20 protein-coding genes are annotated in these 26333 nt (G+C 46.4%); 16 read left to right on the top strand and 4 right to left on the bottom strand.

The annotated features are described in order from the left end of the window. The first annotated feature begins 80 nt into the window (after positions 1 to 80). Entirely contained in the window at positions 81 to 1253 is a 1173-nt protein-coding gene (locus tag ABHV44_RS13120) for an MFS transporter (protein ID WP_459075157.1), read from the top strand. 81 nt (positions 1254 to 1334) lie between these two features. On the opposite strand, the gene ABHV44_RS13125 is transcribed toward ABHV44_RS13120, so the two are convergent. Further along, a complete protein-coding gene (locus ABHV44_RS13125) occupies positions 1335 to 2336 on the bottom strand; it encodes a pyruvate dehydrogenase complex E1 component subunit beta (protein WP_459075228.1) in 1002 nt (333 codons plus the stop codon). A gap of 352 nt (positions 2337 to 2688) precedes the next feature. Between ABHV44_RS13125 and ABHV44_RS13130 the strand changes: the two genes are divergently transcribed. From ABHV44_RS13130 to ABHV44_RS13175, 10 genes are all read left to right on the top strand, one after another. Next, positions 2689 to 3432 (top strand): electron transfer flavoprotein subunit beta/FixA family protein, encoded by a 744-nt coding sequence (locus ABHV44_RS13130; protein ID WP_459075158.1) that lies wholly within the window; start codon positions 2689 to 2691, stop codon positions 3430 to 3432. Between the two features lie 48 nt (positions 3433 to 3480). After that, complete coding sequence (locus tag ABHV44_RS13135; RefSeq protein ID WP_459075159.1) at positions 3481 to 4443, top strand: electron transfer flavoprotein subunit alpha/FixB family protein; 963 nt, start codon at positions 3481 to 3483, stop codon at positions 4441 to 4443. A 78-nt stretch (positions 4444 to 4521) separates the two neighbouring features. Next, on the top strand, positions 4522 to 5115 hold the full coding sequence (locus tag ABHV44_RS13140) for a bifunctional nuclease family protein (RefSeq protein ID WP_459075160.1): 594 nt from the start codon (positions 4522 to 4524) through the stop codon (positions 5113 to 5115). Between the two features lie 65 nt (positions 5116 to 5180). Further along, positions 5181 to 6461, top strand: a complete 1281-nt coding sequence (locus ABHV44_RS13145; RefSeq protein WP_459075161.1) for a NupC/NupG family nucleoside CNT transporter — start codon at positions 5181 to 5183, stop codon at positions 6459 to 6461. A gap of 237 nt (positions 6462 to 6698) precedes the next feature. Beyond that, positions 6699 to 7142, top strand: coding sequence for a tetratricopeptide repeat protein (locus ABHV44_RS13150; protein WP_459075162.1), 444 nt, complete (start codon positions 6699 to 6701; stop codon positions 7140 to 7142). A gap of 63 nt (positions 7143 to 7205) precedes the next feature. Next, positions 7206 to 7697 (top strand): 5-(carboxyamino)imidazole ribonucleotide mutase, encoded by a 492-nt coding sequence (gene purE, locus ABHV44_RS13155; protein WP_459075163.1) that lies wholly within the window; start codon positions 7206 to 7208, stop codon positions 7695 to 7697. Between the two features lie 61 nt (positions 7698 to 7758). Further along, positions 7759 to 8655 (top strand): flavin reductase family protein, encoded by an 897-nt coding sequence (locus ABHV44_RS13160; protein ID WP_459075164.1) that lies wholly within the window; start codon positions 7759 to 7761, stop codon positions 8653 to 8655. Between the two features lie 12 nt (positions 8656 to 8667). Beyond that, entirely contained in the window at positions 8668 to 9024 is a 357-nt protein-coding gene (locus ABHV44_RS13165) for a DUF3127 domain-containing protein (protein WP_459075165.1), read from the top strand. Positions 9025 to 9416: 392 nt separating this feature from the next. Continuing rightward, complete coding sequence (locus ABHV44_RS13170; RefSeq protein WP_459075166.1) at positions 9417 to 9974, top strand: hypothetical protein; 558 nt, start codon at positions 9417 to 9419, stop codon at positions 9972 to 9974. 361 nt (positions 9975 to 10335) lie between these two features. Next, entirely contained in the window at positions 10336 to 12003 is a 1668-nt protein-coding gene (locus ABHV44_RS13175; RefSeq protein WP_459075167.1) for a formate--tetrahydrofolate ligase, read from the top strand. 588 nt (positions 12004 to 12591) lie between these two features. Here the strand turns inward: ABHV44_RS13175 and ABHV44_RS13180 are convergent. Continuing rightward, positions 12592 to 14049 carry a T9SS type A sorting domain-containing protein gene (locus tag ABHV44_RS13180; protein WP_459075168.1) on the bottom strand — a complete coding sequence of 486 codons (1458 nt, stop codon included), beginning with the start codon at positions 14047 to 14049 and terminating at the stop codon, positions 12592 to 12594. Between the two features lie 161 nt (positions 14050 to 14210). Between ABHV44_RS13180 and ABHV44_RS13185 the strand changes: the two genes are divergently transcribed. From ABHV44_RS13185 to ABHV44_RS13205, 5 genes are all read left to right on the top strand, one after another. Continuing rightward, positions 14211 to 14627, top strand: coding sequence for an HYC_CC_PP family protein (locus tag ABHV44_RS13185; protein WP_459075169.1), 417 nt, complete (start codon positions 14211 to 14213; stop codon positions 14625 to 14627). A 94-nt stretch (positions 14628 to 14721) separates the two neighbouring features. Continuing rightward, entirely contained in the window at positions 14722 to 18555 is a 3834-nt protein-coding gene (locus ABHV44_RS13190; RefSeq protein ID WP_459075170.1) for an efflux RND transporter permease subunit, read from the top strand. Beyond that, positions 18552 to 19817 carry a TolC family protein gene (locus tag ABHV44_RS13195; protein ID WP_459075171.1) on the top strand — a complete coding sequence of 422 codons (1266 nt, stop codon included), beginning with the start codon at positions 18552 to 18554 and terminating at the stop codon, positions 19815 to 19817. The genes ABHV44_RS13190 and ABHV44_RS13195 overlap by 4 nt, the downstream gene beginning before the upstream one ends. Positions 19818 to 19871: 54 nt before the next feature. Further along, positions 19872 to 21578, top strand: coding sequence for an efflux RND transporter periplasmic adaptor subunit (locus ABHV44_RS13200; RefSeq protein ID WP_459075172.1), 1707 nt, complete (start codon positions 19872 to 19874; stop codon positions 21576 to 21578). A 75-nt stretch (positions 21579 to 21653) separates the two neighbouring features. Continuing rightward, complete coding sequence (locus ABHV44_RS13205) at positions 21654 to 23075, top strand: short-chain fatty acid transporter (protein ID WP_459075173.1); 1422 nt, start codon at positions 21654 to 21656, stop codon at positions 23073 to 23075. A gap of 22 nt (positions 23076 to 23097) precedes the next feature. On the opposite strand, the gene ABHV44_RS13210 is transcribed toward ABHV44_RS13205, so the two are convergent. After that, positions 23098 to 23922 carry a hypothetical protein gene (locus tag ABHV44_RS13210; RefSeq protein ID WP_459075174.1) on the bottom strand — a complete coding sequence of 275 codons (825 nt, stop codon included), beginning with the start codon at positions 23920 to 23922 and terminating at the stop codon, positions 23098 to 23100. A gap of 115 nt (positions 23923 to 24037) precedes the next feature. After that, entirely contained in the window at positions 24038 to 26266 is a 2229-nt protein-coding gene (locus tag ABHV44_RS13215) for a T9SS type A sorting domain-containing protein (RefSeq protein ID WP_459075175.1), read from the bottom strand. Positions 26267 to 26333 lie beyond the last annotated feature (67 nt).

Genomic DNA, 26333 nt, shown 5'->3' on the forward strand with positions numbered 1-26333 from the left:
ACACTTTTCTGTTTTCCCTGTTGTCCTTTCATGAGTTTTTCTAAAAGCTTCACAAGCCTAATTCTTCAAAGGATTTTATCGTGACAAAAAAGCTGCTAACGCAGACCAATCTGCACATCATATTTGGGATTACCCTCGTGGCGGTAATGGGCGTGTCAAGCATTGCTCCGGCATTCCCACAAATCGAAAAGGCTCTTGGAGTCTCCACTCAGCAAGTTGGCTTATTGATTACTGTTTTCACTGTTCCGGGAGTTTTGCTGACCCCTCTGCTTGGTGTGCTTGCCGACCGACTGGGAAGAAAACGAATTCTGGTGCCGTCACTCTTTCTTTTTGGACTAGGCGGAGCGGCTTGCTTTTTTACAACTGATTTTCAGTCGTTGCTTATTTTTAGAAGTCTGCAGGGAGTAGGGGCAGCTGCATTGGGCGCGCTCAATCTCACACTAATTGGTGATTTGTATGAAGGGCGAAACAGAACTGCCGCCATGGGCTACAACTCGAGTGTGCTCAGCATCGGTACGGCACTCTACCCGGCAGTTGGCGGTGCCCTGGCTATGTTGGGTTGGAACTACATTTTTCTCTTGCCATTACTTGCCATACCTATCGGATTGATTGTGATTTTTAGTCTCGACAACCCAGAGCCGGACGGCAATGGCAATTTTAAGAAGTATCTCGGTGACACCTGGCGGAGTATCAATCAGGTACCAGTTTATATTTTGTTTACGGTGAGCGTGATTACCTTCATTATTCTCTACGGTGCTGTGATCACTTATTTCCCTTTTATCTCTGGAAAGCGATTTGACGCCACTTCTTTTCAGATCGGTATTTTGATGTCTTCCATGTCGTTGAGCACAGCTGTTACTTCCACAATGATTGGTAAGCTCACTGAGCGTTTCTCTGAGCGAAAGTTGTTGCTGTTCGCCTTTGTGCTCTATGCAATTTCACTTTCGATCATTCCTTATGTCTCAGGCCTGTGGTTTCTTTTAATTCCAATCTTGATTTTTGGAGTGGCTCAGGGAATGAACCTGCCGAGCTTCATGACCTTGCTGACAGGGTTTGCTCCTCTCGAAAATCGGGCTGCCTTCATGTCGATCAACGGTATGGTGCTGCGTGTCGGTCAAACTCTCGGGCCAGTAGTGATGGGATTTTTCTTCAACCAATTTGGAATCGACTCGGTTTATTGGATCGGTGCAGTGCTGGCAGTGGTTATGTTCTTCCTAATTCTTTTCTTTTTGAAGAGGAGTGGAGGTGAGTGAAAAATGGGCAATAATCTCATAGCCCCAAAAAAAAAAGCCCCTCCAATCAGGAGAGGCTTCTCTAAAATAATTTATTGAGATTTACTGCTTGATATACATCACATCTTTCACAGCTCTCACCACATCGCCTTCATTTGGCAGTGCCTCATCGATGAGGGTTTTGGCAAACGCAAATGGCGTGTCGGCTTGTGTCAGTCTTCTGATTGGCGCATCGAGATAATCGAATGCGTGTCGCTGAACTCGGTAAGTGATTTCCGTAGAGATTGAAGAAACCGGGAAGCTCTCTTCGAGAATAACCAGCCTGTTCGTTTTCTTAATCGACTTTACAATTGCTTCGATGTCGAGCGGACGGATGGTGCGAAGGTCGATCACCTCTGCCTGAATACCGTCTTTAGCGAGTTCTTCGGCAGCTGCGAGAGCTGTTTTCATGATTTTCCCGAAAGACACAATCGTTACGTCTGTTCCTTCGCGCTTCACATCAGCTACCCCAATTGGGATGAGGTATTCGCTCTCTGGCACTTCACCTTTGTCGCCATACATTTTTTCAGACTCCATCACCAAAACAGGGTCGTTGTTGCGGATAGCTGATTTCAATAGTCCTTTGGCATCGTAAGGGTTCGATGGAGTTACTACTCTCAATCCGGGAATGTGAGCGTACATCGATTCGAAAGCCTGCGAGTGAGTTGCAGCGAGTTGGCCTGCCTGACCGTTTGGTCCGCGAAAAACGATAGGAATGTTAAACTGTCCACCAGACATTTGGTAAATTTTGGCCGCGCAGTTGATGATCTGGTCCGCTGCGAGAATGGCAAAGTTCCAGGTCATGAATTCTACAATCGGTCTCAAACCATTCATTGCAGCTCCCACGCCAATTCCGGCAAATCCGAGCTCAGAAATAGGAGTGTCGATTACGCGCTTAGCGCCAAATTCGTCCAGCATGCCTTTACTGGCCTTGTACGCACCATTGTATTCGGCAACTTCTTCTCCCATCAAAAAGACGCTCTCGTCTCTTTTCATCTCTTCTGTCATCGCCTCGCGAATGGCATCTCTAAATTGTATCTCTCGCATGTTTCTCTTTGTTTTCAGGTGAGCAAAATTAGAAATAAAATTTTCTCACTCCACATGAGTGTCGAAAGTCTCGGAAAAGGTTTTTGTTCAGCCTGAACCTGAGCAAAAGTCAGGTGCCTTTATTATCGAATCTGATAATCGGTGACCTCAAGAAAAAACTGACAACTAATTTATTATGCACGCATACGAGTTTGAGAAACAATTCTTTGACTTTATCTGTTAGCATTTGAGCCAAAAATGGCTAAGTTTGCAACCCTGAAAAGGACGCTGTAGAAACCATTAAATGAACGAGCTATCGGCCCGGCAGACGTTTTTCGCTCATGCGATCAACACATTTCTTACAGGTCGAAGCACATAAAAAATAAAACGCATGAAGATATTAGTTTGTATCAGCAAAGCTCCGGATACAACCTCCAAGATTGCATTTACCAATAACAACACCGAGTTTGATACCAACGGCATTCAGTTTATCGTAAACCCTTACGATGAGTGGTACGCCCTGGTGAGAGCCCTCGAATTGAAAGAGGCCAAAGGCGATGGCAACGTGACCATCATCACGGTGGGTAAAGAAGACAACGATCCGATAATCAGAAAGGCACTTGCAATTGGTGCTGACGATGCAGTTCGCGTTGATGCGGAACCGACAGATGCACTTTTTGTAGCCAAGCAAATTGCCAACTACGCAAAAGAGAATGACTTTGACATGGTGTTTGCCGGCAAAGAAACAATTGACTACAACGGATCGCAGGTTGGCGGAATGATCGCTGAACTGCTCGACTGGCCTTATGTTTCACTTGCAACAAAACTCGAAATGGATGGCGACACAGCCACCATCGAGCGCGACATCAAGGGAGGTAGCGAAGCAGTAGAAATCTCTGGCAACTTTGTGATGAGCGCTGCAAAAGGGATGGCCGAACAACGCATTCCGAATATGCGCGGGATCATGGCAGCTCGTAAAAAGCCACTCAACGTGGTAGAGCCTGTAGAAGCTTCAAAGCACACAGAAGTAAAAACTTACGAATTGCCACCGGAAAAAGGTGACGTGAAACTCATCGATCCCGAAAACGTGCAGGAACTTGTGGACTTGCTTCACAACGATGCCAAGGTGATATAACCAGGCCTGCCCGAGTCAATTTATTTCAAACGAATTAAAAGTTAAGAAATGTCAGTACTGATTTTTGCAGATAATCAAGACGGAAAAATTATAAAATCGAGTCTCGAGGCGGCAGCTTACGCAAGCAAAATCGCCAAAGAGATGGGCACGGAAGCCATTGCGCTCACATTCGGAAACCTCGAAGGTGACGGAGGTTTGGGATCTAGAGGGGTTTCAAAAGTGTTGGTAGATTCTTCTATCGATGCGCTCGACTCTGCCCGCCTGAGCAAATTGGTGGTGAAAGCCGCTGAAGACAATGGTGCCGATACAATCATTTTCTCACACGATCACACAGGCAAACTCGTTGCGCCTCGCGTTGCGGCCAAACTCGACTGCGGTCTCGTTACCGGAGCGGTAGAAATGCCCGATATGAGTGATGGTTTTGTGGTGAAGAAAAACGTTTTCTCTGGTAAAGCCATGGCCAACGTTTCAATTACTTCAGACAAGAAGGTGATCACACTTCTTCCTAACTCTATTCAGGCGGAAGTATCGGATGCCACAGCCGAAGTTGAAAGCTACAGTGCCGATACTGGTGAAGCCACGGTAAAAGTGAAAGAAGTTGAAACAATGGATGCTGAAGACGGAATTCCACTTCCGGAAGCCGAGCTCGTTGTGTCTGCCGGTCGCGGTCTCAAGGGACCAGAAAACTGGGGCATGATCGAAGAGCTTGCGAACACTATCGGAGCGGCCACTGCGTGCTCTCGTCCGGTAGCCGACATGGAGTGGAGACCTCACCACGAACACGTGGGACAAACAGGTGTGACCATTCGTCCAAACCTCTACATCGCCATTGGTATTTCTGGAGCTATCCAGCACCTTGCCGGAGTAAACGGTAGTAAGACAATTGTTGTGATTAACACAGATCCAGAAGCACCATTCTTTAAAGCGGCTGACTACGGAATTGTGGGTGATGCTTTTGACGTTGTGCCAAAGCTTACCGAAGCACTCAAAAAGTTTAATGCCGACAACTAAACCTGTATAACAGGAAAAGGTCTTTTATTTTTAAATTGTGTCAAAATTGGGGAGCCGCGAGGCTTCCCACATTTTTGTATGAAGAAGATAGAGCTTGAAATTTCCGACATCGCTCCGAGTGGATCTACCAGCGGAGCTTACGCCTTAGTGCTCAGCGAGCTTGACGGCTCTCGAAAGCTGCCAATCGTTATTGGTGGACACGAAGCACAGGCCATAGCCATTGAGCTGGAAAAAATGACTCCGAGCAGACCGCTCACTCACGATCTGTTCAAGAGTTTTTCCCAGGCTTTCACCATCGAGGTTGAAGAAATTATTGTCTACAACCTGATCGAAGGAATCTTCTTCTCAAAAATTATTGCAGTGCAAGATGGCCGCAAGGCGGAAATCGATGCGAGAACTTCGGATGCAGTGGCCATTGCCGTTCGCTTTGGCTGCCCGATTTACTGCTACGATTTTATTCTCGACACTGCCGGAGTGAATGCCGAAGAGGCCGAAGCCGGAATGGGCGAGGAGCCGGAAATCGACATCGAAGAACTCACCGAAGAAGAAAGCCCTTCGGAAATGTCTATCGATGATCTGGAGAAGCAACTCGACAACGCCATTCAAAAAGAAGATTACGAAAAAGCTTCAAAACTGCGAGATGAAATCAATCGCAGACGCGACCAGCAATAGAAAGAATCGGCCCATTGAAATTTCTTTATCTTGCCCGCCAATTTCAACTCTTTAAACCTTAGTTGATGGACATCATCAGAGGACTATTCGGTATGCTCGTCCTGCTGGGAATTGCCTGGCTTTTTTCAGTGAATCGCAGAGCTATAAACTGGCCGCTAGTCTTTAAAGGGTTGGCTATTCAGGTTATTCTGGCAATCCTCATTCTCAAGGTTCCTTTTGTCGAATACGCTTTCGATTTTGTCGGCAAAGTCTTTGTCAAAGTCACGAGTTTCACTGCTAAAGGTTCTGAGTTTCTTTTCGCCAGCTTTACCGATGGTCAAATCGACTCGGCTCTCATAAACTTCGTGGTGACAGTTCTGCCCACGATCATCTTTTTCAGTGCTCTCACCAGTCTTTTTTATTACCTCGGTGTGCTGCAAAAAATTGTACAGGCCATCGCCTGGGTGATGCGAAAAGTCATGAAAATCTCAGGTGCGGAAAGTATGGCAGCAGCCGGAAACATTTTTTTGGGACAAACCGAATCGCCACTTTTAGTGAAGCCTTACCTCGGAAAAATGTCGAAGTCGGAAATCATGACTCTGATGACTGGTGGAATGGCGACAATTGCAGGTAGTGTCCTGGCATCTTACATTCAATTTCTAGGAGGAGGAGACCCCGAGCAAGAATTGCTCTTTGCAAAGCACTTACTGATTGCATCGGTGATGTCGGCTCCGGCAGCCATTGTTGCGGGTAAAATCCTGATTCCAGAGACAGAAAAATTTACTCAGAATTTCGAAGTGCCGAAAGACAAACTCGGAGTAAACGTCCTCGAAGCGATTGTAAACGGAACCACAGAAGGAATCAAACTCGCTGTGAACGTAGCCGGGATGCTCCTGGTGTTCATCGCGCTGATGGCTCTTGCCAACTACATTCTTTTCAAACTCGGAGACTGGACTGCCCTAAACGAAGTGATTGCAGAGCACACCCGCTACGAGAAGCTTTCGTTTCAGATGATGATGGGATACCTGTTTGCACCAGTCGCCTGGGTGATCGGTGTGGCCTCTGAAGATGTCTTTTTGGTTGGGCAGCTACTGGGAGAGAAAACAGTGTTGAACGAATTTGTGGCCTACACGAGTCTCCGCGACATGAAAACGGCTGAGGTCTTTGCCGATAAAAAATCGGTGATCATCGCAACGTACGTACTTTGCGGATTCGCCAACTTTGCATCGATCGGAATTCAAATTGGAGGAATCGGATCGCTGATTCCAAACCGAAAAGGCTTACTTTCAAAACTCGGAGTGAGAGCACTGATTGGCGGTACACTTGCCTGTCTTTTCACCGCTTGCATCGTTGGGATGCTTCTATAATTGAGGTAGATCGGGATCGGCCTTGAGCTCGCGCAAAAATTTTTCAAAGTCGAGACTTACGCAGACCGAGAAGCCGACAGGATCACTCGGTCGAAGTTAGTTGAGACAAAGCAAAATTTTGAGTAGAGGTCACAGCCTTGAACTTTTTCTTACTTTTTGGTTCAAGCCAAAAAGTTATAGAACAAAAGTTGAGGCTTTTTTTTGAAAGTGTTAGGCAGCTTAAAAACCAGATGTAAGATGAAAAAAGTGTTCTCAGGTTTGCTAATTATCCTTGGATTAAATTCATGCGGTGTAATTTTCGGGCACAAGACAGCTGATGCGATAAAAAGTCCACAGGCTCTAGAACTGTATCAAGAGGCTCAAGTGGAAGACGCCAAAGGATCAGAAGGATTTGAAAAGGCAATTGAACTTCTAAATAAAGCAGACCAAATAGAACCGAAAAATGCTATTATTTTGCATGAACGAGGTTTAATAAAAATACATTCAAATATTGACATTGAAGGCGGCTTTAAAGATTTGCAAAGATCGATTGACTATTCAAAAGACGAAAAGGGCAAATTAATGAGATACAAAAACAGAGGGATTTCTTTTAAGCAAAATGGAGAGATGGATAAAGCCTGTGAGGATTGGTCAAGGGCAGGGAAACACGGAGAAAGTTATATCGAAAAATATTGTAAATAGTGACGTTGCCGAACGAAACCTAAACTGCATTTTAATGCAGTATAGTAAAAACCTATAGAAACAATGAGCACCAAAGTAGGAATCATCATGGGCAGCAAATCGGATCTTCCGGTTATGGAACAGGCTGCCGAAGTACTAAAAGAACTCGAAGTCGAATACGAAATGACCGTAGTCTCAGCTCACCGCACACCAGAGCGGATGATGGACTACGCCAAAAATGCTTCCTCTCGCGGAATCAAAGTGATCGTTGCCGGAGCGGGAGGCGCAGCTCACCTTCCGGGGATGACAGCTTCAGTGACTCCACTTCCTGTTATCGGAGTGCCGATCAAATCGAGCAACTCCATCGATGGGTGGGACAGCGTGCTGTCGATTTTGCAAATGCCCTCGGGAGTGCCCGTGGCCACTGTAGCGCTCGATGGTGCAAAGAATGCCGGTATCCTGGCAGCGCAGATTGTAGCCGCTGGAGACAGCGATTTGCTACAGCGAATTGTGGAGTTTAAAGAGCGCCTCAAGGACAAGGTGATGAGCAGCATCCCGGACGTGGAAAAGCGTTGAAAACTATTCTTTGAGCCCCCTGTCAATTCGTTAACTTTGCTCTCCCAAAAAAGGAAAATCAATGCTCACAGTAGATCCTAAAGAACTCGAAACGCCCAAACTGCACGGCTTGTTGCTGGGCTCAGTTGGTCCGAGGCCAATCGCCTTTGCGAGTACCGTTGACGAACAAGGTCGGCCAAACCTGGCGCCTTTTAGTTTCTTCAACGTGTTTAGCGCCAACCCTCCGATTGCCATTTTTTCTCCAGCGAGAAGAGGAAGGGACAACACCACCAAGCACACCTACGAGAACGTCAAAAAAGTTCCCGAGGTCGTGATCAACGTGGTGAACTACGACATGGTGCAGCAAATGTCGCTGGCCAGCACGGACTATCCCGAAGGTGTAAGCGAATTTATCAAGGCTGGATTCACTCCGATAGAATCGGAAGTGGTGAAACCGCTGAGAGTAAAAGAATCTCCAGTGCAGCTTGAGTGCAAAGTGATTGAAGTAAAAGAACTCGGAGATGGCGGAGGTGCCGGAAACCTCGTCATTTGCGAAGTGGTAAGAATGCACATCAACGAAGACGTCCTCGATGCGGATGGAAAAATCGACCAGACGAAAATCGACCTGGTTGGCCGCAACGGAGGAAACTACTACACCCGGGCTCATGGCGAAGCGCTCTTCGAAGTGGCAAAGCCCATTTCGAGACTTGGAATTGGGATTGACCAAATTCCTTCCGATATTCGAAACAGTCGCTACCTGACAGGAAACGATCTTGGCAAACTCGGAAACGTGGAAGGTCTTCCTGACGAAACAGAGGTGAACGACTACAAGCTCATGGAGCTGGCAGATCTTTTTGTGGAATACGAAGATCGCGCTGCCGAGCTGGAAGTAAAACTTCACAAAAAGGCCCACGAACTGCTGGAGCAGGAGAAAGTGGAAGAAGCCTGGAAAACATTATTGACTTTTAATAACGGATAAAAGAGAGACGATATGGACATTACCGGAAAGATCAAAGCGATCATGGACGAAGAGAAATTCGACAGCGGATTTTACAAGCGCGAATTTGTGATTACAACTGAAGAACAGTATCCCAACGATATCAAGTTTGAACTGCTCAAAGAAAAAGCTGAGCTCATTAAAGATTACAAGGAAGGTGACCGCCTCAAAGTGATGTTTGACATTCGCGGACGCGAGTGGAACGGGAAATACTTCAACAACCTCGTAGCCTGGAAACTCGAGGCAGCAGGGCAAAGTGCCGGACCTGATGGCCCACCGGAAACTCCTCCGATGCCTTCTACCGAGCCGGTGGATCTCAATAGCGAGGACGAGGACGACTTACCTTTCTAAAGGTGGCTGTCTAGAAGTCTAGAAAGCTCTAGAGCTGCGTTACACTCAAGCCCAAATTTGCTCATTTACTAGCGTAAACTGCACAATGTGTGCTTTCACAAGCCTTGCTCTCGAACTTTCTAACTCAGCCACTTTTGTGTAGTGGTAGAGCATAACTTAAAACATTGAAACCCCAGTTGGAAACTCCGGCTGGGGTTTTTGTTTTCTGAGTGGAAGAGTTGTTGGTTGGTTGGTGTTCCGCAGGATTTGCAACCCATTTCTATGTGAGTAAACTCAAAAATAAGAGTGTATGAAAAATGGACAATGACGTCATTCTTCAATTGTTAACATTGATAGAAGCACGAGCAGATCCACACATTTTCATACATTGAGAGAACTTTAACACACTAATTATGAAAAACATCCACACACATTTCAAGCTATTCCTACTTTTTGGAGTTTTTGCTGCCTTTTCAAGTTGCAAAAAAGATCAGCCTTATGACCCTTCCGAATCAATGGATAATTATTTTGAGGGGAAAGTTAATGGTGTTCAATTCGAGCCTGATGGAAATGGAGTTTTGTCATGGATGAATGGTGCTTATTATCCAAATGGTTATCTAGACTTTGAGAGAAGATATTTTCATGTTTCTATTAGAAATGTTGAAGATGGTGAGTTTATAGTTATTGGAACACGCGCGAATCTTCACGAAGGAGTTTTTACTTCTTGCAATGAAAATGACTCTGTAGGTCCTCGAGGCCACTATATGAATAATAGCATAGATATTCCAGATTCAAATGAATCCATCCTTCATGCTACTGAGTGCCAGGAAATCCGGTTGGAAATAATAAGAATAGTTGAGACTTCCGATAATAACGGCTACATCGAGGGAGCACTAGACGCCACGGTACGCGACAGTGAACTAGATACTACTATAGTCATTTCAGATGTAAAGTTTGGCTACAAGTTTTAGTCTGTTTCTCTTCTTAAGAATTCACTATACGTTTTTGTAAATAAACCCCTTGGCCTCGAACTTTCTATCTCAGCCACCTTAATGTAGAGGTAACTTACATTTGAAAACATTAAATCCCTAGTTGGAGAATCCGGCTGGGGTTTTTGGTTTTTAGGTGAAATGATTATCGGTTGTGTTCCGCAGGATTTGCAATCCTGCGGAATTAAATGTCCGGATTTGTAATCCGGGAATGACTTTTTTGATCCAGTGAAAAATTCTTTTGAAAATGGTTTTTCTCACGCAATCACCTGATCAATCACAACTTTTTTTCTGGCATAAATCTTAACTTGCTCCACAGCAAATCAACATCAAAAAACTGTTTATGTCCGATATAGAAATTGCCCAGAAGGCCGATGCCAAACACATAAGGGAAATTGCTCAAAAGCTCCAGCTTTCAGAAGATCATCTCGAACTTTATGGAAAGTCAAAAGCCAAGCTTCCCCTTTCACTGATTGATGAGCAAAAGGTGAAGCAGTCGAATCTCGTTTTGGTGACAGCGCTGACGCCAACTCCTCCGGGAGAAGGCAAAACCACCGTTTCTATCGGACTTACCGATGGGCTCAATCACATTGGCAAGCAGGCAACAGCTGTGCTCAGAGAACCCAGCCTCGGTCCGGTGTTTGGAATCAAAGGCGGAGCTGCCGGTGGCGGCCAAAGTCAGGTGATTCCAATGGAAGACATCAACCTGCATTTCACGGGCGATTTCAACGCCATCGAAAAGGCGAACAACCTGCTGGCAGCGTTGATAGACAACAACGTGCAAAGCAAGGTTAATAATCTCGGCATTGATCCGCGGACTGTCCTCTGGAAGCGCGTGATGGACATGAACGACCGCGCGCTGAGAAACATCGTTTCAGGTCTCGGTGGCAAGTCGGGCGGAGTTCCCAGCGAAACGGGATTCAACATCACAGCAGCCAGCGAAGTGATGGCGATTCTCTGCCTGAGCTCCGATTTTGAAGACCTCAAAAAGCGACTCGGAAATATTTACATCGGAGACACCTATTCCGGAGAGCCGGTTTACGCCAGACAGTTACAAGCTGAGGGCGCCATGGCAGTGCTGCTCAAAGATGCCATCAAGCCAAACCTCGTGCAGACGCTCGAGTCGAACCCGGCCATTTTGCATGGTGGTCCTTTTGCAAACATCGCCCAGGGAACCAACTCAGTGTTGGCCACAAAAATGGGGATGAGCCTAAGTGACTACACAGTAACTGAAGCTGGTTTCGGAGCCGACCTCGGAGCCGAAAAATTTCTCAACATCAAATGCCGTGCTGCGGGAATTGCACCAAAAACAGTGGTTGTGGTAGCCACCATCCGCGCACTGAAATATCACGGTGGGCAACCGCTCGATGAATTGACTACCGAAAACGTAGGAGCGCTGGAGCAGGGAATGCCCAATCTTGAAAAGCACATCGAAAGTATTCAGTCATTCGGTATTCCGGTGACTGTGGCGATTAACCACTTTGTGAGCGACACCGAAGCGGAAATCCAGTTTTTGAAAGATCATTGTAAAAAGCTGGGAGTGGAAGTGGCGCTCAGCTCTGGCTGGGCCAAAGGAGGCGAGGGCTGTGCCGAGCTTGCCGAAGCCGTGGTTCGCTCGTGCGAAAAAGGCAAGGCCGAGTTCACACCGACCTACGACCTCTCGGACAACATCGTCACCAAGATGGAAAAGGTGGCGAAAAAGATTTATGGAGCAAAAGGAGTGAGCCTGTCGAAGAAAGCATCTTCACAGTTGAGAAGATTCGAAAAACTCGGCTTTGGTGAATTGCCCATTTGCATGGCAAAGACGCAAAAGAGTTTGAGCGATGACGATAAGCTGATCGGTCGACCTGAAGGATTCACCATCGAAATTCGCGAGTTTGAAATTGCTGCCGGAGCCGGTTTTATAATTCCGATTGCGGGAAACATGCTGCGCATGCCCGGCCTGCCAGCGCACCCAGCCTCAGAGAAAATCCAAATCGATAAAGACGGGAAGATCTCGGGATTATTTTAGGAGAAAGGGGTTAAGGTAATTGGGGTTGTGAAAACCCTAACCCCGAAGGGGTGAAATAATTGAAGTAGATAATTGTGGATTGCGTTTTGCAAAACCCCGAAGGGGTGACATTATGTTCGTTTTCAAAACAGGTCACTTCGATACAACACCTCCTTCTGTCGGTGCCATTCAGTGATCAATCTTCCTGGTTTAACTCTGATTGTTTTAGAGAGAAGAATTCAAACTGAATTTTTCACAAAGCATGAGAGGTTTCACATAGCCCACGGAGAAATCTCGATAAACTGAGAAATAGTTCAAACCAATCACTAAAAAAGCTCAGTGCTCTCTGTGTCCAAACTCTGTGCACTCAGTGAGCACTTCCCGTAGCTGCAAGACTTAATGAACCTTCATGACCAGATCTTAACTTTCTTCATGTTTTCAAAATATGTCACTTCAATTTTTCTCACAGAGTAAGAGAGGTTACACAGAGTCCACGGAGAGACCTGAGTAAAATGGCTAAGTCCCGGAGGGACGACATTTTGGTAGCCGGTTGTAGTGCCATATTACAAGCAAGTCCCAGCGGGACGAAATTATGGTCGCTCGCTTCAATTACTTTCTCAAGAGCTTAAAGCTCTTAGTCCCATCGTCAGTAGTCACTTTCAGGAAGTACATACCAGTAGGGTAATCGCGTAAGTCCAGTTTGAGTTGCCCGCCTGAAACCGATTCCGCATCGGATTGAATGATTCTACCGGAAGTATCGAGCAACTGGTAGTTGGCGTTCTTCTCAATATTTGTGATGTTCCAAACTCCCGAAGAAGGATTTGGGTAAACACGAACCTCTTCAAGATCTTCTGATTCTTCAACACCAATAGAGAAGTCGATTGTCCCAGACTTAAATTTAACCATCCCGGTAATGCTGTTTTGCCAAACGACAAAAACCTCTTGCCCAACGATTTTCACATCTCCACTGATCACACCACTTTCATCAATGGTTTGAAAAGCCGCAGCTTCACCATCGGTGATGTCTTCATCAATGCTAAATGCAAGTTGATTTGCCCAATTGATACGCTGCGTCCAAACGGTAGCGACAATATTTCCCGATGCCGCCATGCGAGGGAAATTTTGTTGGCTGAGGTCATCGAACTCTTCTGTGATCCTTGAAACCACAGGCGATCCGGGGTTCGATACAGACATTTTGCTCGCAAAAACTCGCGGTGGTCCTTCAACGCCACTCATAAAACTGGAGTAGAGGGTATCACCAACAATCACCCCGTGAGGTCCCGAAGCGGGGCAGGCAGATATCTCCCAGTTTTGTTGATCGACATCGTAACCTGCAGTAAAAGTTTCTCCGGAGTTGGATGAAAATCCAGCCCAAATATTTCTAATGTCACTGTTGTTGTCGCGAAATAAAGTGATTAGTGTGTTGTCGCTTCGAATCAGACTTGCGGGGCAGCAATCACAAGCTTCGGTGGTTTCGCTACTCCAGCCACTGGCAAGTGCCGGTTCTGAAAAAGTACTTCCAAAATCGGAAGAGGTGCGAACCAGCCATTCGTGGTGATCCATCGATTCCGGGAAACTTATGTAAGCTACAACAGGGTTCCCATTTTCATCCACAGTAATTTCTGAAAACCTGGTCAGGTCAGCATTTTCTGTAACCGTCTGAGGGTTAGAAAATGTTTCTCCGCCATCGGTAGAGCTACAAATTTTTATTTCATTCCCGCCTTCTGCAGAGGAGGTTTCTGTGTAAACCACATAGATCCTATCTTCAAAAGCCGCAATGCCAGGCCCCATCCATGTAGCAGTGGCTACTGTGGTGTTCTCGGGGTTTACTTGTTGAGGTTCGCCAAACGCACTTCCGTCCCATTTTGCAACTTGAACAGCTCCGTTGTCGCTCCACATAACAATTGGAGTTCCTTCTGAATCCACTACAACTCTCGGTCGGTTGTTTCCAAAAGAATTGTCGGCTACATCCAGAGTTTCATCCCAGTCGACCTGGCTTTGACTATCGAAGGCAGTAAGCAAAACTACAAGAAGAGCAATAGAGGTAAGTGAGGATCTGAACAGCATAATTTTAGGATTTGGTTTCGGAAAGTTATTGAATCTCTTAGTTCTGTAGAGCGTTGATTTCCAATTTACTTTTTAAAATTACACGTCAAGCGTAAATTCAATAAACTTCAAAAGAAATTCTATAAAAGTTGCTTCCGGCAAGTTTCCTATCTTTGAACTTAGTGAAAAAGGCAATTTCCATATTTCTTTCAATTCTGATGATATCCAGTCAACTGGGTCTCGTGATCGGCACGCACTTCTGCGGAGGTGAGGCAGTCAAGTCTGAATTGTCGGTAGGCAAGGCGAGCCTCGACTGTGGAATGGAAGAAATGGAAAGCTGCGAAAACAAGCATTCAAAAGATGCTGTTGCAAGCAAACCCTGCTGCGACAATCATTACCTCTCACTGGATGTCGACAGCGAATACAACTCCCAGCAAAATCTGACAGTTAACCAGTTGAAACTCGTTGTAGTTGCTACTGTAGTTTTCTTCAACTGGACCGAATTCTTTCCCCTCACCCAAACTCCCAACTTTGCGGACATTCCTCCGCCTCCACTGGAAAGCGACCTTACCGTGCTCTTCCAGTCTTTCCTTCTCTAAATAAGTGTGAATCTCTGTTGTTTCGGTACTGCCGATTCAGATTATGTCTCATTGCGAGACGTGCTTTTTATTCATTCACACTTGATTTAGATTTATGCTCAATCGAATCTTAAAGTATTTTCTCGACAACAAGCTCGTGACGTTCCTTGTGCTCATGGGGTTTTTAGTTGCCGGACTCATCACGTCACCTTTCCAATGGCGAGATACGTTTTTACCCAGCAGTCCGGTGGCAGTGGACGCTATACCGGATATTGGCGAGAACCAACAAATCGTTTTTACGAAATGGGACGGACGCTCACCTCAGGATATAGAGGATCAAATCACCTACCCGTTGACGACCTATTTGCTAGGCCTTCCACAGGTGAAGTCCATTCGCAGCTCTTCGATCTTCGGGTTTTCGAGCATTTACGTGATTTTTAATGAGGATGCTGATTTCTATTGGTCACGTACGAGAATTCTGGAGAAAATCAACTCTCTTCCTTCGGGACTACTGCCCGATGGTGTTCAGCCTTCTCTCGGTCCTGATGCCACAGCTTTGGGTCAGGTCTACTGGTATACGCTGGAAGGACGTGACAAAGAAGGTAATCCTACCGGTGGCTGGGACTTACACGAAATTCGAACCGTTCAGGACTTTTATGTAAAGTACGGTCTGAATGCGGCCGAAGGAGTTTCTGAAGTTGCTTCTATCGGTGGTTTCGTAAAGGAATACCAAATTGATGTGAACCCCGATGCGCTGAAAGCTTACAACATTTCACTTGCCAATGTGACCAATGCTGTTCGTAATTCCAACAGAGACGCAGGTGCCAAAACCGTGGAAATCAATCAGGCTGAATATCTGGTTCGTGGTATTGGCTATGTCAAAAAAGTAGAAGACATCGAAAAGGCAGTGGTAGCTGTCGAAGACAACACTCCGGTGACAGTGGCCGATGTGGCCGTTGTAAAGCTCGGGCCGGCAGCTCGAAGAGGTGTTCTCGATAAGGGTGGAGCCGAAGTCGTTGGTGGAGTAGTAGTCGCCCGCTATGGTGCGAACCCAATGGAGGTTATCCAAAACGTGAAAGACCGAATTGACGAAATTTCTGTTGGACTGCCCACTAAAACGCTTGATGACGGCACGGAAAGCAAATTAACCATTGTGCCTTTCTACGACCGTTCCGGATTGATTCAGGAAACACTCGGTACGCTCGAAGAAGCGCTTTCATTGGAAATTCTGATTTCCATTCTGGTAATCATCGTGGTGGTCTACAACCTGCGCGCATCGGTGCTGATCTCCAGTTTGCTGCCCCTGGCTGTGCTCATGGTTTTTATCGCCATGAGATTTTTCGATGTCACTGCCAACATTGTAGCACTCTCGGGAATCGCTATCGCTATCGGTACCATGATCGATCTGGGGATAATTCTCTCTGAAAATATTCTGAAGAAGCTGGAGGAGATGAAGAGCTCAGGTGAAAATGAGAAGAAAACGGAGAGCTATTTTCAGCGGGTTAAGAACGCTGTTTATGATGGCTCGGCAGAGGTGAGCTCCGCGATTCTTACAGCCGTTTCGACAACGATTGTGAGTTTTATTCCTGTATTCACAATGCAGGCAGCAGAGGGAAAACTCTTTAGGCCGTTGGCGTTTACCAAAACCTTTGCGCTCATTGCAGCGCTGCTGATCACGATTTTAATTTTACCCACGCTAGCTCACTGGCTGTTTGGTTTTAGGGTGAAGAATAAACGGATCAATCAGCTCCTGAATGCAGGGTTAATCATTTTGGGCTTGTTGATTGCCATTTTTGAGAACGCCTGGGCGGGAATTTCACTGATGGCTTTTGGTATCGCTGGCTTTGCACAGCAGCTCTGGGCTGATAAAAACTGGTTGCTGAGAAATCTCAAAATCATTGTGAGTGTGGTGGCCGTAGTTTGGCTGCTCGCGAAATTCTGGCTTCCGCTGGGACCAGGACGATCGCTGCTTCTAAACGCCATTTTTGTAGCCTTTGCAGTTGGATTGGTTATCGTTGTCTTTCGTTTGATCGAACACTACTACCGACCAATTTTACGCTGGTGCCTCAACAATAAGAAGAAATTCCTGATTCTTCCTGCTTTTTTAATCCTGATGGGAGCGATGGTTTGGCTTGGTTTTACAACCGTCTTTGGGTTTGCTTCTGCTGGCCTGAGTAAAGTTGGTGTGGATATAGAAAAGTCGCGTGTGTGGACGAGCCTTTCCGAAACTTTTCCCGGAGTGGGCGAGGAGTTTATGCCCGCACTCGATGAAGGTAGCTTTTTGCTGATGCCCACTTCCATGCCTCACTCTGGGATGGAATACAACCGCGAAGTTTTAGGTCAGTTAGACATGCTTGTGTCTTCAATTCCTGAAGTGAAAATGACCGTAGGAAAAATGGGAAGAGTGGAATCGGCTCTTGACCCCGCACCAATTTCGATGTTCGAGAATGTGATCAACTACAAGTCGGAGTTTGAAGTTGACGAAACGGGTGCCAGACAAAGATTCAAGGTCGATGAAGATGGCAAGTTCGTTTTTGAAACAGGAGACACACTCTCCAACGAAGAAGCTGTGCTCAGAGGAATGCAAACCAAAAAACTTATTCCAGATGAAGATGGTCAATACTATCGAAACTGGAGAGAGCACATTCAGTCTCCTGATGATATCTGGGAAGAGATTTCGAAAGTCACGAAAATCCCAGGTGTGACTTCAGCTCCGAAGCTGCAGCCGATAGAAACACGATTGGTGATGCTGCAAACGGGGATGCGCGCTCCGATGGGAATTAAGGTTTTTGGACCTGAGCTTAAAACGATTGAAGACTTTGCTCTCGAGCTCGAAGGTATTTTGAAGGAAGTTGGCCCAGTGAAGTCTGAAGCTGTTTTTGCCGACAGAATCGTTGGCAAGCCTTACATGCACCTGAACATTGATCGTGAAGAGATTAGTCGCTACGGGCTAAATGTGGAAGATGTTCAAAAGACAATTGAAACTGCCGTAGGTGGAATGCAGGTCACTTCAACAGTTGAAGGCCGCGAGCGTTTTCCCGTTCGGGTGCGCTATCCAAGAGAGCTTCGTGATAATCCGGAAGCGATAAACAGCATTCTCATCAACACCTCTTCAGGAGCACAAATTCCCCTCGGCCAGGTTGTGGATATCGAATACGTTCGAGGTCCGCAGGCGATAAAAAGCGAGAATACTTTTTTGGTCGATTACGTGCTTTTCGATAGAAATGACGGTTTTTCTGAAGTTGAGGTTGTTGAAGCTGCCAGAAGTGAAATTGAAAGCAGAATAGAAAGTGGCGAGCTAAAAGTGCCTCAGGGAGTTAGCTTCGAGTTTTCGGGGAATTACGAAAATCAGGTGCGAGCCGAGAAACGACTGTCTCTGATAGTTCCTGTTGTGTTGCTGGTGATTTTCCTCATTCTATACTTCCAGTTCAGGTCAGTTTCCACTTCGCTAATGGTTTTTGTGGGAATCACACTGGCCTTCAGCGGAGGGTTCATTCTCATATGGCTCTATGGCCAGGCTTGGTTTGCCGACTTTTCGCTTTTCGGCACCAACATGCGAGATTTATTTCAGGTGGAAACTATCAACCTCAGTGTTGCCGTTTGGGTCGGCTTCATTGCTCTTTTCGGAATTGCTACAGATGATGGCGTTTTGATGGCAACTTACCTCGATCAAAGTTTTAAGCGAAACAAGCCCGATACAAAGCGCGAGATCCGAGAGGCTGTTCTCGAAGGCGGTCAAAAGAGAATTCGACCGGCCGTGATGACTTCAGTGACGACCATCATCGCTCTGATGCCAATTCTGACCTCCTCTGGCCGCGGCTCCGACATCATGATCCCGATGGCGATCCCCGCATTTGGAGGTATGCTCGTAGCGGTGGTTACTTATTTCATTGTTCCTGTGCTCTACAGCTGGCGCGAAGAGGCAGGAGCTCAAATCGAAGAGTCATGAAAAACAAAATAAAAATTACAATCATGATGAGTTCGCTCAAGTTTTTGCTGTTGGTGAGTTTGATCATTCCGGCTTCGGTTGGGGTGGCTCAGGACTTGACTGAATATCAAAAGCTCGCTGCTGAGAACAATCCTGGCTTGAAAGCTGAGTACAAAGAGTTTGAAGCTACGCTCGAAAGAGCTGCTACAGTGGGAAGTTTGCCAAATCCCACGCTTTCATTCGGTTACTTTCTTTCTCCGGTGGAAACACGCGTGGGGCCACAGCAGGCTAAGGTTTCGCTTTCGCAAATGTTTCCGTGGTTCGGTTCCTTAAGTGCTAAAGAAAATCGATTGAAGCAACAGGCCGAAGCTCGATTTTTCGTTTTCGAGGATAGTAAAAACCGATTGTTTTTGGATGTGGCAAAAGCCTACTACCCGCTTGTTGAAGTTGAAGAAGAGATGAGGCTTGAAAGGGAGAACCTCGATCTATGGAAAAACCTAAAGAGTTTTGTTACTCAACAGTTCGAGTCAGGAAAAAGCCCAATGTCTGATGTGCTCATTGTTGAAATGTCGATCCGCGAATCCAAAACGAAAATTGAGGTGCTCGAATCTCGAAAGGAGGAGTTGAAAGCGGAATTTAACGCACTTCTGAATCGGGAGGAAACTGAGGATGTGGTGATTCAAACGGATTTAAAGATCGATGGGCTCGAAGAAATGCAAACGGCCGACTCGCTGATTCAAAACAATCCGAAGCTGTCGGTCTATGACAGACAGATTGAGTCGACACGATTTGCCGAAGAGGCTGCTGAAAAGAGCGGCTTGCCGGGTGTGGGTCTGGGCATAGATTACGTGGTGGTTGGCGAAAGAAGCGATGTCGACCTGCCCGACAATGGCAAAGACGTGGTGATGCCGATGGTCTCCGTTTCTCTGCCGATTTTCCGCAGGCAGTACAAAGCTGCAAAACGCGAAGCTCAGTTGATGCGCGAAGGCTACGAACTCAAAAAAGAGAATGTAGAAAATGAGCTGCAAGCCGAGCTTTCAACGGCTAAGGCGAGACTCTTTCAAAAGGCGGAATGGGTAAATCTCTACGAACGACAAATCGAGGAAGCTCAAAGAATTTTGGAGTTGTTGCGGAGTGAATACGCCAATTCGGGAACTCGATTCGATGAGATCTTGAGAATACGCCAAAAAATTAACGAATACGAAAAACTGAAGGTCGAAGCACTGGTGGGCTACCACGTTGAGCTGGCCAGAATTCGATACGTCACTTCAAACGTGAATTAAATTTCTTTTGAAACTTCAGGAAAGTAAAACAAGATTGAACTAACAGATAAGACGATGAAACAAGGAATAAAAAAATGGACTGTAATCTTGCTGGCCTTTGCAGCGGGAGCACTGTTGGTGTGGTTAGTTTCACCGGGTGAAAACTCGACAGGCGAAAAATCCTCTCATCAACACGAATCCGAAGAAGGCGAAGTTTGGACATGCTCAATGCACCCAAACGTGCGGAAGAGCGAGCCCGGAGATTGCCCGATTTGTGGTATGGACTTAATTAAAGTCGATGAGCAGGCTGCTGGGCTCGACCCCGATGCAGTGGAAATGACGCAAACAGCCATGAAGCTTGCCAACGTGCAAACCGTGGAAGTCGGAATGGGAGAAAACGCAAGAAGTTTGCGCCTCACCGGAAAAATCGAGGCTGACGAAAGACTGTCACAGTCACAGTCGAGTCATATTCCTGGCAGGGTAGAAGAGTTGCTGGTGAATTTTTCTGGTGAATTGGTGAGCAAAGGACAAACGATTGCCCGGGTGTATTCACCCGAGCTCGCAACTGCTCAAAGAGAATTGCTCGAAGCTGCAAAATACAAATCTTCAGAACCGGAGCTTTTCGAGTCGGCAAAGTCGAAGCTCAGAAACTGGAAATTAACAGAAAAGCAGATCGAAGAAATCGTGAGTTCCGGTAAGGTAAAAGAGGTTTTTCCGATTGATGCCGATGTGTCGGGAGTGGTAATGGAGAAGTCAGTGAATGAAGGCGATTATGTGAAAGCTGGAGAGCGGATTTACGAAATCGCCAATCTTTCTCGCGTTTGGCTAATGCTCGATGTTTACGAATCAAATCTAAACTGGATTGAGGAAGGAAGCACAGTGGAGTTTTCGGTTCCATCGATTCCCGATAAGATCTTCGAAGGGCGCGTTTCATTTATCGATCCGGTCATTAATGGAAAGTCGAGAGTGGCGAAGGCGCGTGTTGTTGTTCAAAATGACGGAGAGCTAAAACCAGGCATGTTTGTGAATGCTGGTTTGACCGCTGGCGAAAAGGAGAACCAGGTATTGTCGGTTCCGAAAAGCGCAGTGCTGTGGACGGGCAAGCGCTCTGTGGTTTACGTAAAATCGGCCACGGATGCCGGTACGTTTTTTAACATGAGAGAAGTGACGCTCGGCAAAGATCTGGGAGATTCTTACGAGATCGTGAGCGGTCTGAAAAGTGGCGAAGAAATCGCAGCGAGCGGGGCTTTCAGTATAGATGCGGCAGCCCAACTCAACGGAAAGCCAAGCATGATGAGCGTGAAAGGAGACGATCAGAGTAAGAAGGCGATGTTGAGTAATTCCGACAAAGAGAAGTTCAGTAAACTCATTGATGATTATTTAAGCTTGAAGAATACTTTGGTGAACGACAATCTATCTGGTTCGAAAGATTCGCGAGAAAAGCTTTCAGAATCGCTGTCTTCACTCAACCTAAATGGCTTGGATGAAAAAGCTGCCGATCACTGGAAGAGCTTAAAGAGCCAAATGGAAAGGTCTGTCGGTGAAATGGAAAAGGCTGATGCCCTGAGTGAAATGCGAAAGCATTTTCAAAGCTTATCGAATGCGATGATCCAGGCAGTCAAAATGTTTGGTACTGGTGGAGACAAGCTTTTCATTCAGCACTGTCCCATGGCTGATAATAACAACGGGGCGGACTGGCTGAGCAGTGAAGACGAAGTGCTGAACCCTTACTTTGGCGAGTCGATGCTGAAGTGCGGGGAGGTGACTGGAGAGGTTGAATGAAGCGATTGCAAAGTGACAGGAGTCTCTTATCTTTAGCGACTTGATCGAAAAATCAAGACGAAGCCTGAAAACCAAATGAACTTCTCCGACCGATTTATTTACACCTTTCGCAGGCTGCTGCCTTCGCCTTTCACCATCGCGATTTTGCTGACGGTGTTTACTTTTCTGATCGCCTTGTTTTTCACTCGCACTGCCGATCAGGGTGTTGGAAGTTATGCATTGGAAATTGCCGGCTACTGGCAGGAGGGCTTGTGGAACTCGAACCTCATGGTTTTCGCCATGCAGATGATGCTCATCCTGGTGCTCGGTCACGCGCTGGCACTCACTCCGGCAGTCAGCAGAGTGATCGACTACTTCACCGACAACTACTGCACTTCAACAGGTAAAGCTGCTTTTTGGATTACTTTTTTGACGGTGATGGTAGCGCTCTTCAACTGGGGACTCGGACTCATCTTCGGGGCGGTGTTTGCCAGAAAAGTTGCTGAGAGTGCCCGAAAGAAAAAGATGGGACTCAACTACCCGCTGCTTGGAGCTGCGGGCTACTCAGGTTTGATGGTGTGGCACGGTGGCTTTTCGGGATCTTCGTTGGTGAAAGTGGCGGACAACGGACACATCCGCGAGCTGATGCGCGACAACTCACAAAGCATGACCGCTGATCAAATCGCTCAACTCCCTGAGGCGATTACCTACACAGAAACGGTTTTCGGAACGATGAATCTTTCACTGTCTTTTGCGTTGTTACTGATTTTGCCAACGGCCATGTACTGGCTCGGAAATCGCTTGTCGCCTCAGCCTTTTTCATTGCCTAAAGGAGAAGGTGCACAAACTGAAATTGAAGAGGAGACAGTAGGTGCCGAAAAAATCGATCGCTCGAAGTGGAGTGGGCTTTTGTTTGGAATTCTTTTTCTGGGCGTTGCCGGCTACACAGCCGTTTCCGACCCGGGATTTGCAGAACTGAAATTTATTACGCCCAACTATCTCAACTTTTTGCTCCTTGGTTTGGGATTGCTATTCCATCGCAGTTTCAAGTCATTTCTATCGGCCGTTGATGACGCTATTGGCGGAGCTGCCGGAATTCTCATTCAGTTTCCGCTCTATTTTGGAATTATGGCCATCATGAACCACAGCGGAATGGTGGAGCAAATTTCGGGTTGGTTTGTGGAAATCTGTAAAGACTCTTCTTCCCCAGAAACGCTGTATCCGATTCTCACCTTTTTCTCAGCTGGACTGGTAAACATTTTTGTTCCCAGTGGAGGAGGACAGTGGGCCGTTCAGGGACCGATCATTGTCCAGGCCGCCACCGACATGGGTGTGCCGCTCACTAAAAGTATCATGGCGCTGGCCTATGGCGATCAGATCACCAATATGCTTCAGCCATTTTGGGCACTTCCGCTCCTCGGAATCACCGGACTGAAAGCCCGCGACATTTTGCCGTTTACCCTCTTTCTACTGGTGCTTGGGTTGGTGATTTTTATTGGTGGGTTGTTGATTTTTTGAAGAATAAACTAGGCACAGTCAATCAGTCAAGGATGCGGGCATTAACAATAAAGTCTTCACCATGATGTGTGTACTCAAATCGTGCTTCTTTTCGATTTTCAGGATTTATTGTATATGTACCTCTTGGGCTGAAGGTCCCGCTTCCACTAAGGTGACCGATTAGATTTCTTCCTTTCATTGCAAGTGTAAGGTCCTCGCTGGTAATCGTATCTCCTTCATTATTGAAGTTAAACGCGTATGATTCCGGTTCTAAAGAAAGATCACCGGGGTATGCCACATGACTGAAATCCGGATACCTTACTGAAAATTCGAAATCAAATGAATCTGTCTCATTCTCAAAGGCTCCTCTGAATTTTCCATATGTCAAGAACTCATAATAGTACTCTATTAAATAATATGTCGCATTTGTGCTATCGCGACCTGTTGAATTAGGATAACATTCATTGTCAACCGGATATTCGATCACGTGGCTTACAGTAATGTTCGCGGGGCGAGGAACTCCTGAGTGCGTGCGTGAAAAAACAGGTTCATTAATTACCTCTGCCCCTAGATACCACGTGTGCTCAATATCATCGTTTATGAAAGGTGAACTGAACTCGACTTCATTTGCAAATACAGAATCTGGCGGGGTTTTGCTTAAGCCATCAAAAAGATAAAGCTCACGCATAATGATTTCTGCGGTAGGTTCTTCCACTCCATAACAAGAATCGTAATTTGGACACTCAGGATTAGTCGGATCGCAGCACTCTTCATCGTTGTCTTTTCGGCAACTTGAAATGGAGATTGCAAAAGCAAAAAGAATGATCAGAAGTGAAGTTGGCTGTTTGTGAAGAGTAATAATTTCCATCAATTAGAACAGTGTTAAGTATTGATATGAGGAGTAAGGTAAAAAAACTTTTAGAAACCAAGACTTTAACTAGTTTGATCTATTTAGCCTTACCAACCTTAAACAAGAAAACTGATTACTCGATCACCAACTTTTTAGAGGATCTACTGCCATTGGCCGTTGTGATGACGATCACATAAACACCCCTCGGCAATTCGTGAGTTTCAATGTGAATTTCTTTTTCAGTAGAATTCACTACGGGAAGAACCTCCTGTCCAAGCATGTTCTTCAAGACAATGCGCTTTGGAATTGAGTTTCCTTTTTCAAACCTTACGGTAATTCGATCGCTAGCAGGGTTTGGATAAATGGTCACGTCATCCTCGCCTATTGTATTTTCACCAACGCTGATCATTGGATCGATGCCAGCGTAAAAAGCTACGCCACCGCCAATTTGACCGTAAAAAAGATCTGGCCAGCCATCGTTGTTGATGTCTTCGAGCCAAACTGCACAGTCATCTCCCTCTTTGATATCCGCCAGCTGCTCTTCAACGAGGTTAAACTCGCCATCGAGGTTTCCGTTGATGTTGTCGTAAAAGTTGATGATTCCCACTTCTGTTCCCACGAGTAGTTTGCGTTGTCCGCTTTGCAAAAACATGTGCGGAACGCTGTAGCCGTTGATACCGAGTTCGTTGCTGGCAATTACGCCACCGAGCGTTTCTTCAATCAATTCGAAAGAGGCCGCTTGAGCTGTACCGTTGTTTTTGATGTAATTGATGTTTCCGTTTTTCTCGCCAACGAGAAGGTCCAGAATGCCATCTCCATCCACGTCAAAAAACTGTGGAGTTGCCGCCACTCCCACATCTATAGCCTCACCTCCGGCATACTGAAGCGGTGTGGCACCTCCGGAAAAATCAGCAGTGTTTCCCGATCCGGCAGAGTTGGTAAAAAGTAGGAGTTCTCCGCTGTTCACGCCAAGCACGAGATCCTGATCACCATCGCCATCGATGTCGCCAAAAGCGGGGTAGAGGTTCGTGTGTGCTTCGTGGCTCAGGTCGGCATAATCATCGGTGATGAAAGTAAACTGAGGCGATGAAGTTGTTCCGGTGTTTTCGTAAAGCGCCACACTCGAAGGCGAATTTCCTCCGTCCTGGTAGTATTGCTTGTTTCCAACCAGCAAGTCTTTGAGGCCGTCACCGTTGTAGTCGAAAAGCACGGGATAGGCATTGGTGCCCCGATCGATCATTCCGTCTTGCAAGAAGTTCTTCTGTTGCAGCTCGAAATAAGGAAGGTCGTTTGTTCCAGTGTTTTTGTAGAACCACGCGCTGGAATCGTCTTCCACGGCAAACTGCGCATTGGGAGAAACTACCAAATCGTCAATGTTGTCGCCATCGAGATCGAGAAAGTAGGCGGCTGGAAACTTGGTGAGATCGACTGCAACATCGCCAGCCAGAGAGGCGGGAAAATCCGTGTACTGAGCTGTAACGCTATCAGGTGTTTGTTCTCCAGGTCCGTTCTCAAGAGCGATCAGGTTGTCAAAAGTCACATCTCCAATAATTACTTCTCCGTAGCCATCACCGTTGAGGTCTCTGAAAGCGAGTGTTCCCCCGGTGTGGCGTTCACCTCCACTCGAAGAGCGAGGGTCGACTACGTTAAAAGAGCATTCTTCGCCCAGGAAAATGGTGTTGTCTTCGGCACCTTCTTTCACGTAGCCCCAGCATCGGTTGCCCAAATCGAAATCGAGCGATTCGCTGTCACCGTTTTGAGCAGACTGACCGCAGAAATAATAGATCGTACTGGCACCCTCTGTGAAACTCAAAATGTCCAGATCTCCATCTCCGTCATAATCTTCGATAATAGGAATGTCGATATTTACGCAGTAGAGGCTGGCATCGAACGGGTTGCCAAAATTGTAGGTAGACTGAAGCATAGGTGAAGCGAGTTCGAAAAAGGGCCCAAAGTCACCGATGTTTTTATATACCCGCACACCACTTTGTTCGCTGGTGAATAGATCCAAAAGCCCGTCTCCGTTGTAATCACGCATTAGTGCCCAAGCCTCAAGTTCCGGGAAGATGTCCAGCAGCTCGTCATAGCGGTGTTTGTAGATGGGAGTTTCTCCGGGCTCGGCAATATTGTGAAAAAGCATGATGCGATCTCCGATGCGATCAAAAACAAACAGGTCGTCATTTCCACTGGCAAAAAGATCGAAGTTTGAAAACTGAGGAGAGTTGAATCCTCCAGCCCAGGGGTTCAGCATCGGCTCACCATCTTTAATCACTTCTATGGAATCGTCTCTTTCAAAAGCGAGTTGCCCGAAAACAGTTGAGGTCAAAACCAAAGCGATAACGATCGACAGAATTTTTTTCATCTTCAGTAGTTGTTTACTCATTGAGATACAAACAACGCCAAATTAATCAATCGATTGGTATTGTTGG

It is taken from the genome of Halocola ammonii (assembly GCF_049334165.1).
Lineage (GTDB): Bacteria > Bacteroidota > Bacteroidia > Flavobacteriales_D > Sanyastnellaceae > JBEGHD01.

What these genes read in the sequence shown, in the direction of transcription:
- ABHV44_RS13180 (WP_459075168.1), bottom strand. Translation starts at nt 14,049, where the DNA reads ATGCTGTTCAGATCCTCACTTACCTCTATTGCTCTTCTTGTAGTTTTG.
- ABHV44_RS13210 (WP_459075174.1), bottom strand. Translation starts at nt 23,922, where the DNA reads ATGGAAATTATTACTCTTCACAAACAGCCAACTTCACTTCTGATCATT.
- ABHV44_RS13195 (WP_459075171.1), top strand. Translation starts at nt 18,552, where the DNA reads ATGAAAAACAAAATAAAAATTACAATCATGATGAGTTCGCTCAAGTTT.
- ABHV44_RS13130 (WP_459075158.1), top strand. Translation starts at nt 2,689, where the DNA reads ATGAAGATATTAGTTTGTATCAGCAAAGCTCCGGATACAACCTCCAAG.
- ABHV44_RS13160 (WP_459075164.1), top strand. Translation starts at nt 7,759, where the DNA reads ATGCTCACAGTAGATCCTAAAGAACTCGAAACGCCCAAACTGCACGGC.
- ABHV44_RS13215 (WP_459075175.1), bottom strand. Translation starts at nt 26,266, where the DNA reads ATGAAAAAAATTCTGTCGATCGTTATCGCTTTGGTTTTGACCTCAACT.
- ABHV44_RS13190 (WP_459075170.1), top strand. Translation starts at nt 14,722, where the DNA reads ATGCTCAATCGAATCTTAAAGTATTTTCTCGACAACAAGCTCGTGACG.
- ABHV44_RS13140 (WP_459075160.1), top strand. Translation starts at nt 4,522, where the DNA reads ATGAAGAAGATAGAGCTTGAAATTTCCGACATCGCTCCGAGTGGATCT.
- ABHV44_RS13150 (WP_459075162.1), top strand. Translation starts at nt 6,699, where the DNA reads ATGAAAAAAGTGTTCTCAGGTTTGCTAATTATCCTTGGATTAAATTCA.
- ABHV44_RS13200 (WP_459075172.1), top strand. Translation starts at nt 19,872, where the DNA reads ATGAAACAAGGAATAAAAAAATGGACTGTAATCTTGCTGGCCTTTGCA.
- ABHV44_RS13135 (WP_459075159.1), top strand. Translation starts at nt 3,481, where the DNA reads ATGTCAGTACTGATTTTTGCAGATAATCAAGACGGAAAAATTATAAAA.
- purE (WP_459075163.1), top strand. Translation starts at nt 7,206, where the DNA reads ATGAGCACCAAAGTAGGAATCATCATGGGCAGCAAATCGGATCTTCCG.
- ABHV44_RS13165 (WP_459075165.1), top strand. Translation starts at nt 8,668, where the DNA reads ATGGACATTACCGGAAAGATCAAAGCGATCATGGACGAAGAGAAATTC.
- ABHV44_RS13170 (WP_459075166.1), top strand. Translation starts at nt 9,417, where the DNA reads ATGAAAAACATCCACACACATTTCAAGCTATTCCTACTTTTTGGAGTT.
- ABHV44_RS13145 (WP_459075161.1), top strand. Translation starts at nt 5,181, where the DNA reads ATGGACATCATCAGAGGACTATTCGGTATGCTCGTCCTGCTGGGAATT.
- ABHV44_RS13175 (WP_459075167.1), top strand. Translation starts at nt 10,336, where the DNA reads ATGTCCGATATAGAAATTGCCCAGAAGGCCGATGCCAAACACATAAGG.
- ABHV44_RS13205 (WP_459075173.1), top strand. Translation starts at nt 21,654, where the DNA reads ATGAACTTCTCCGACCGATTTATTTACACCTTTCGCAGGCTGCTGCCT.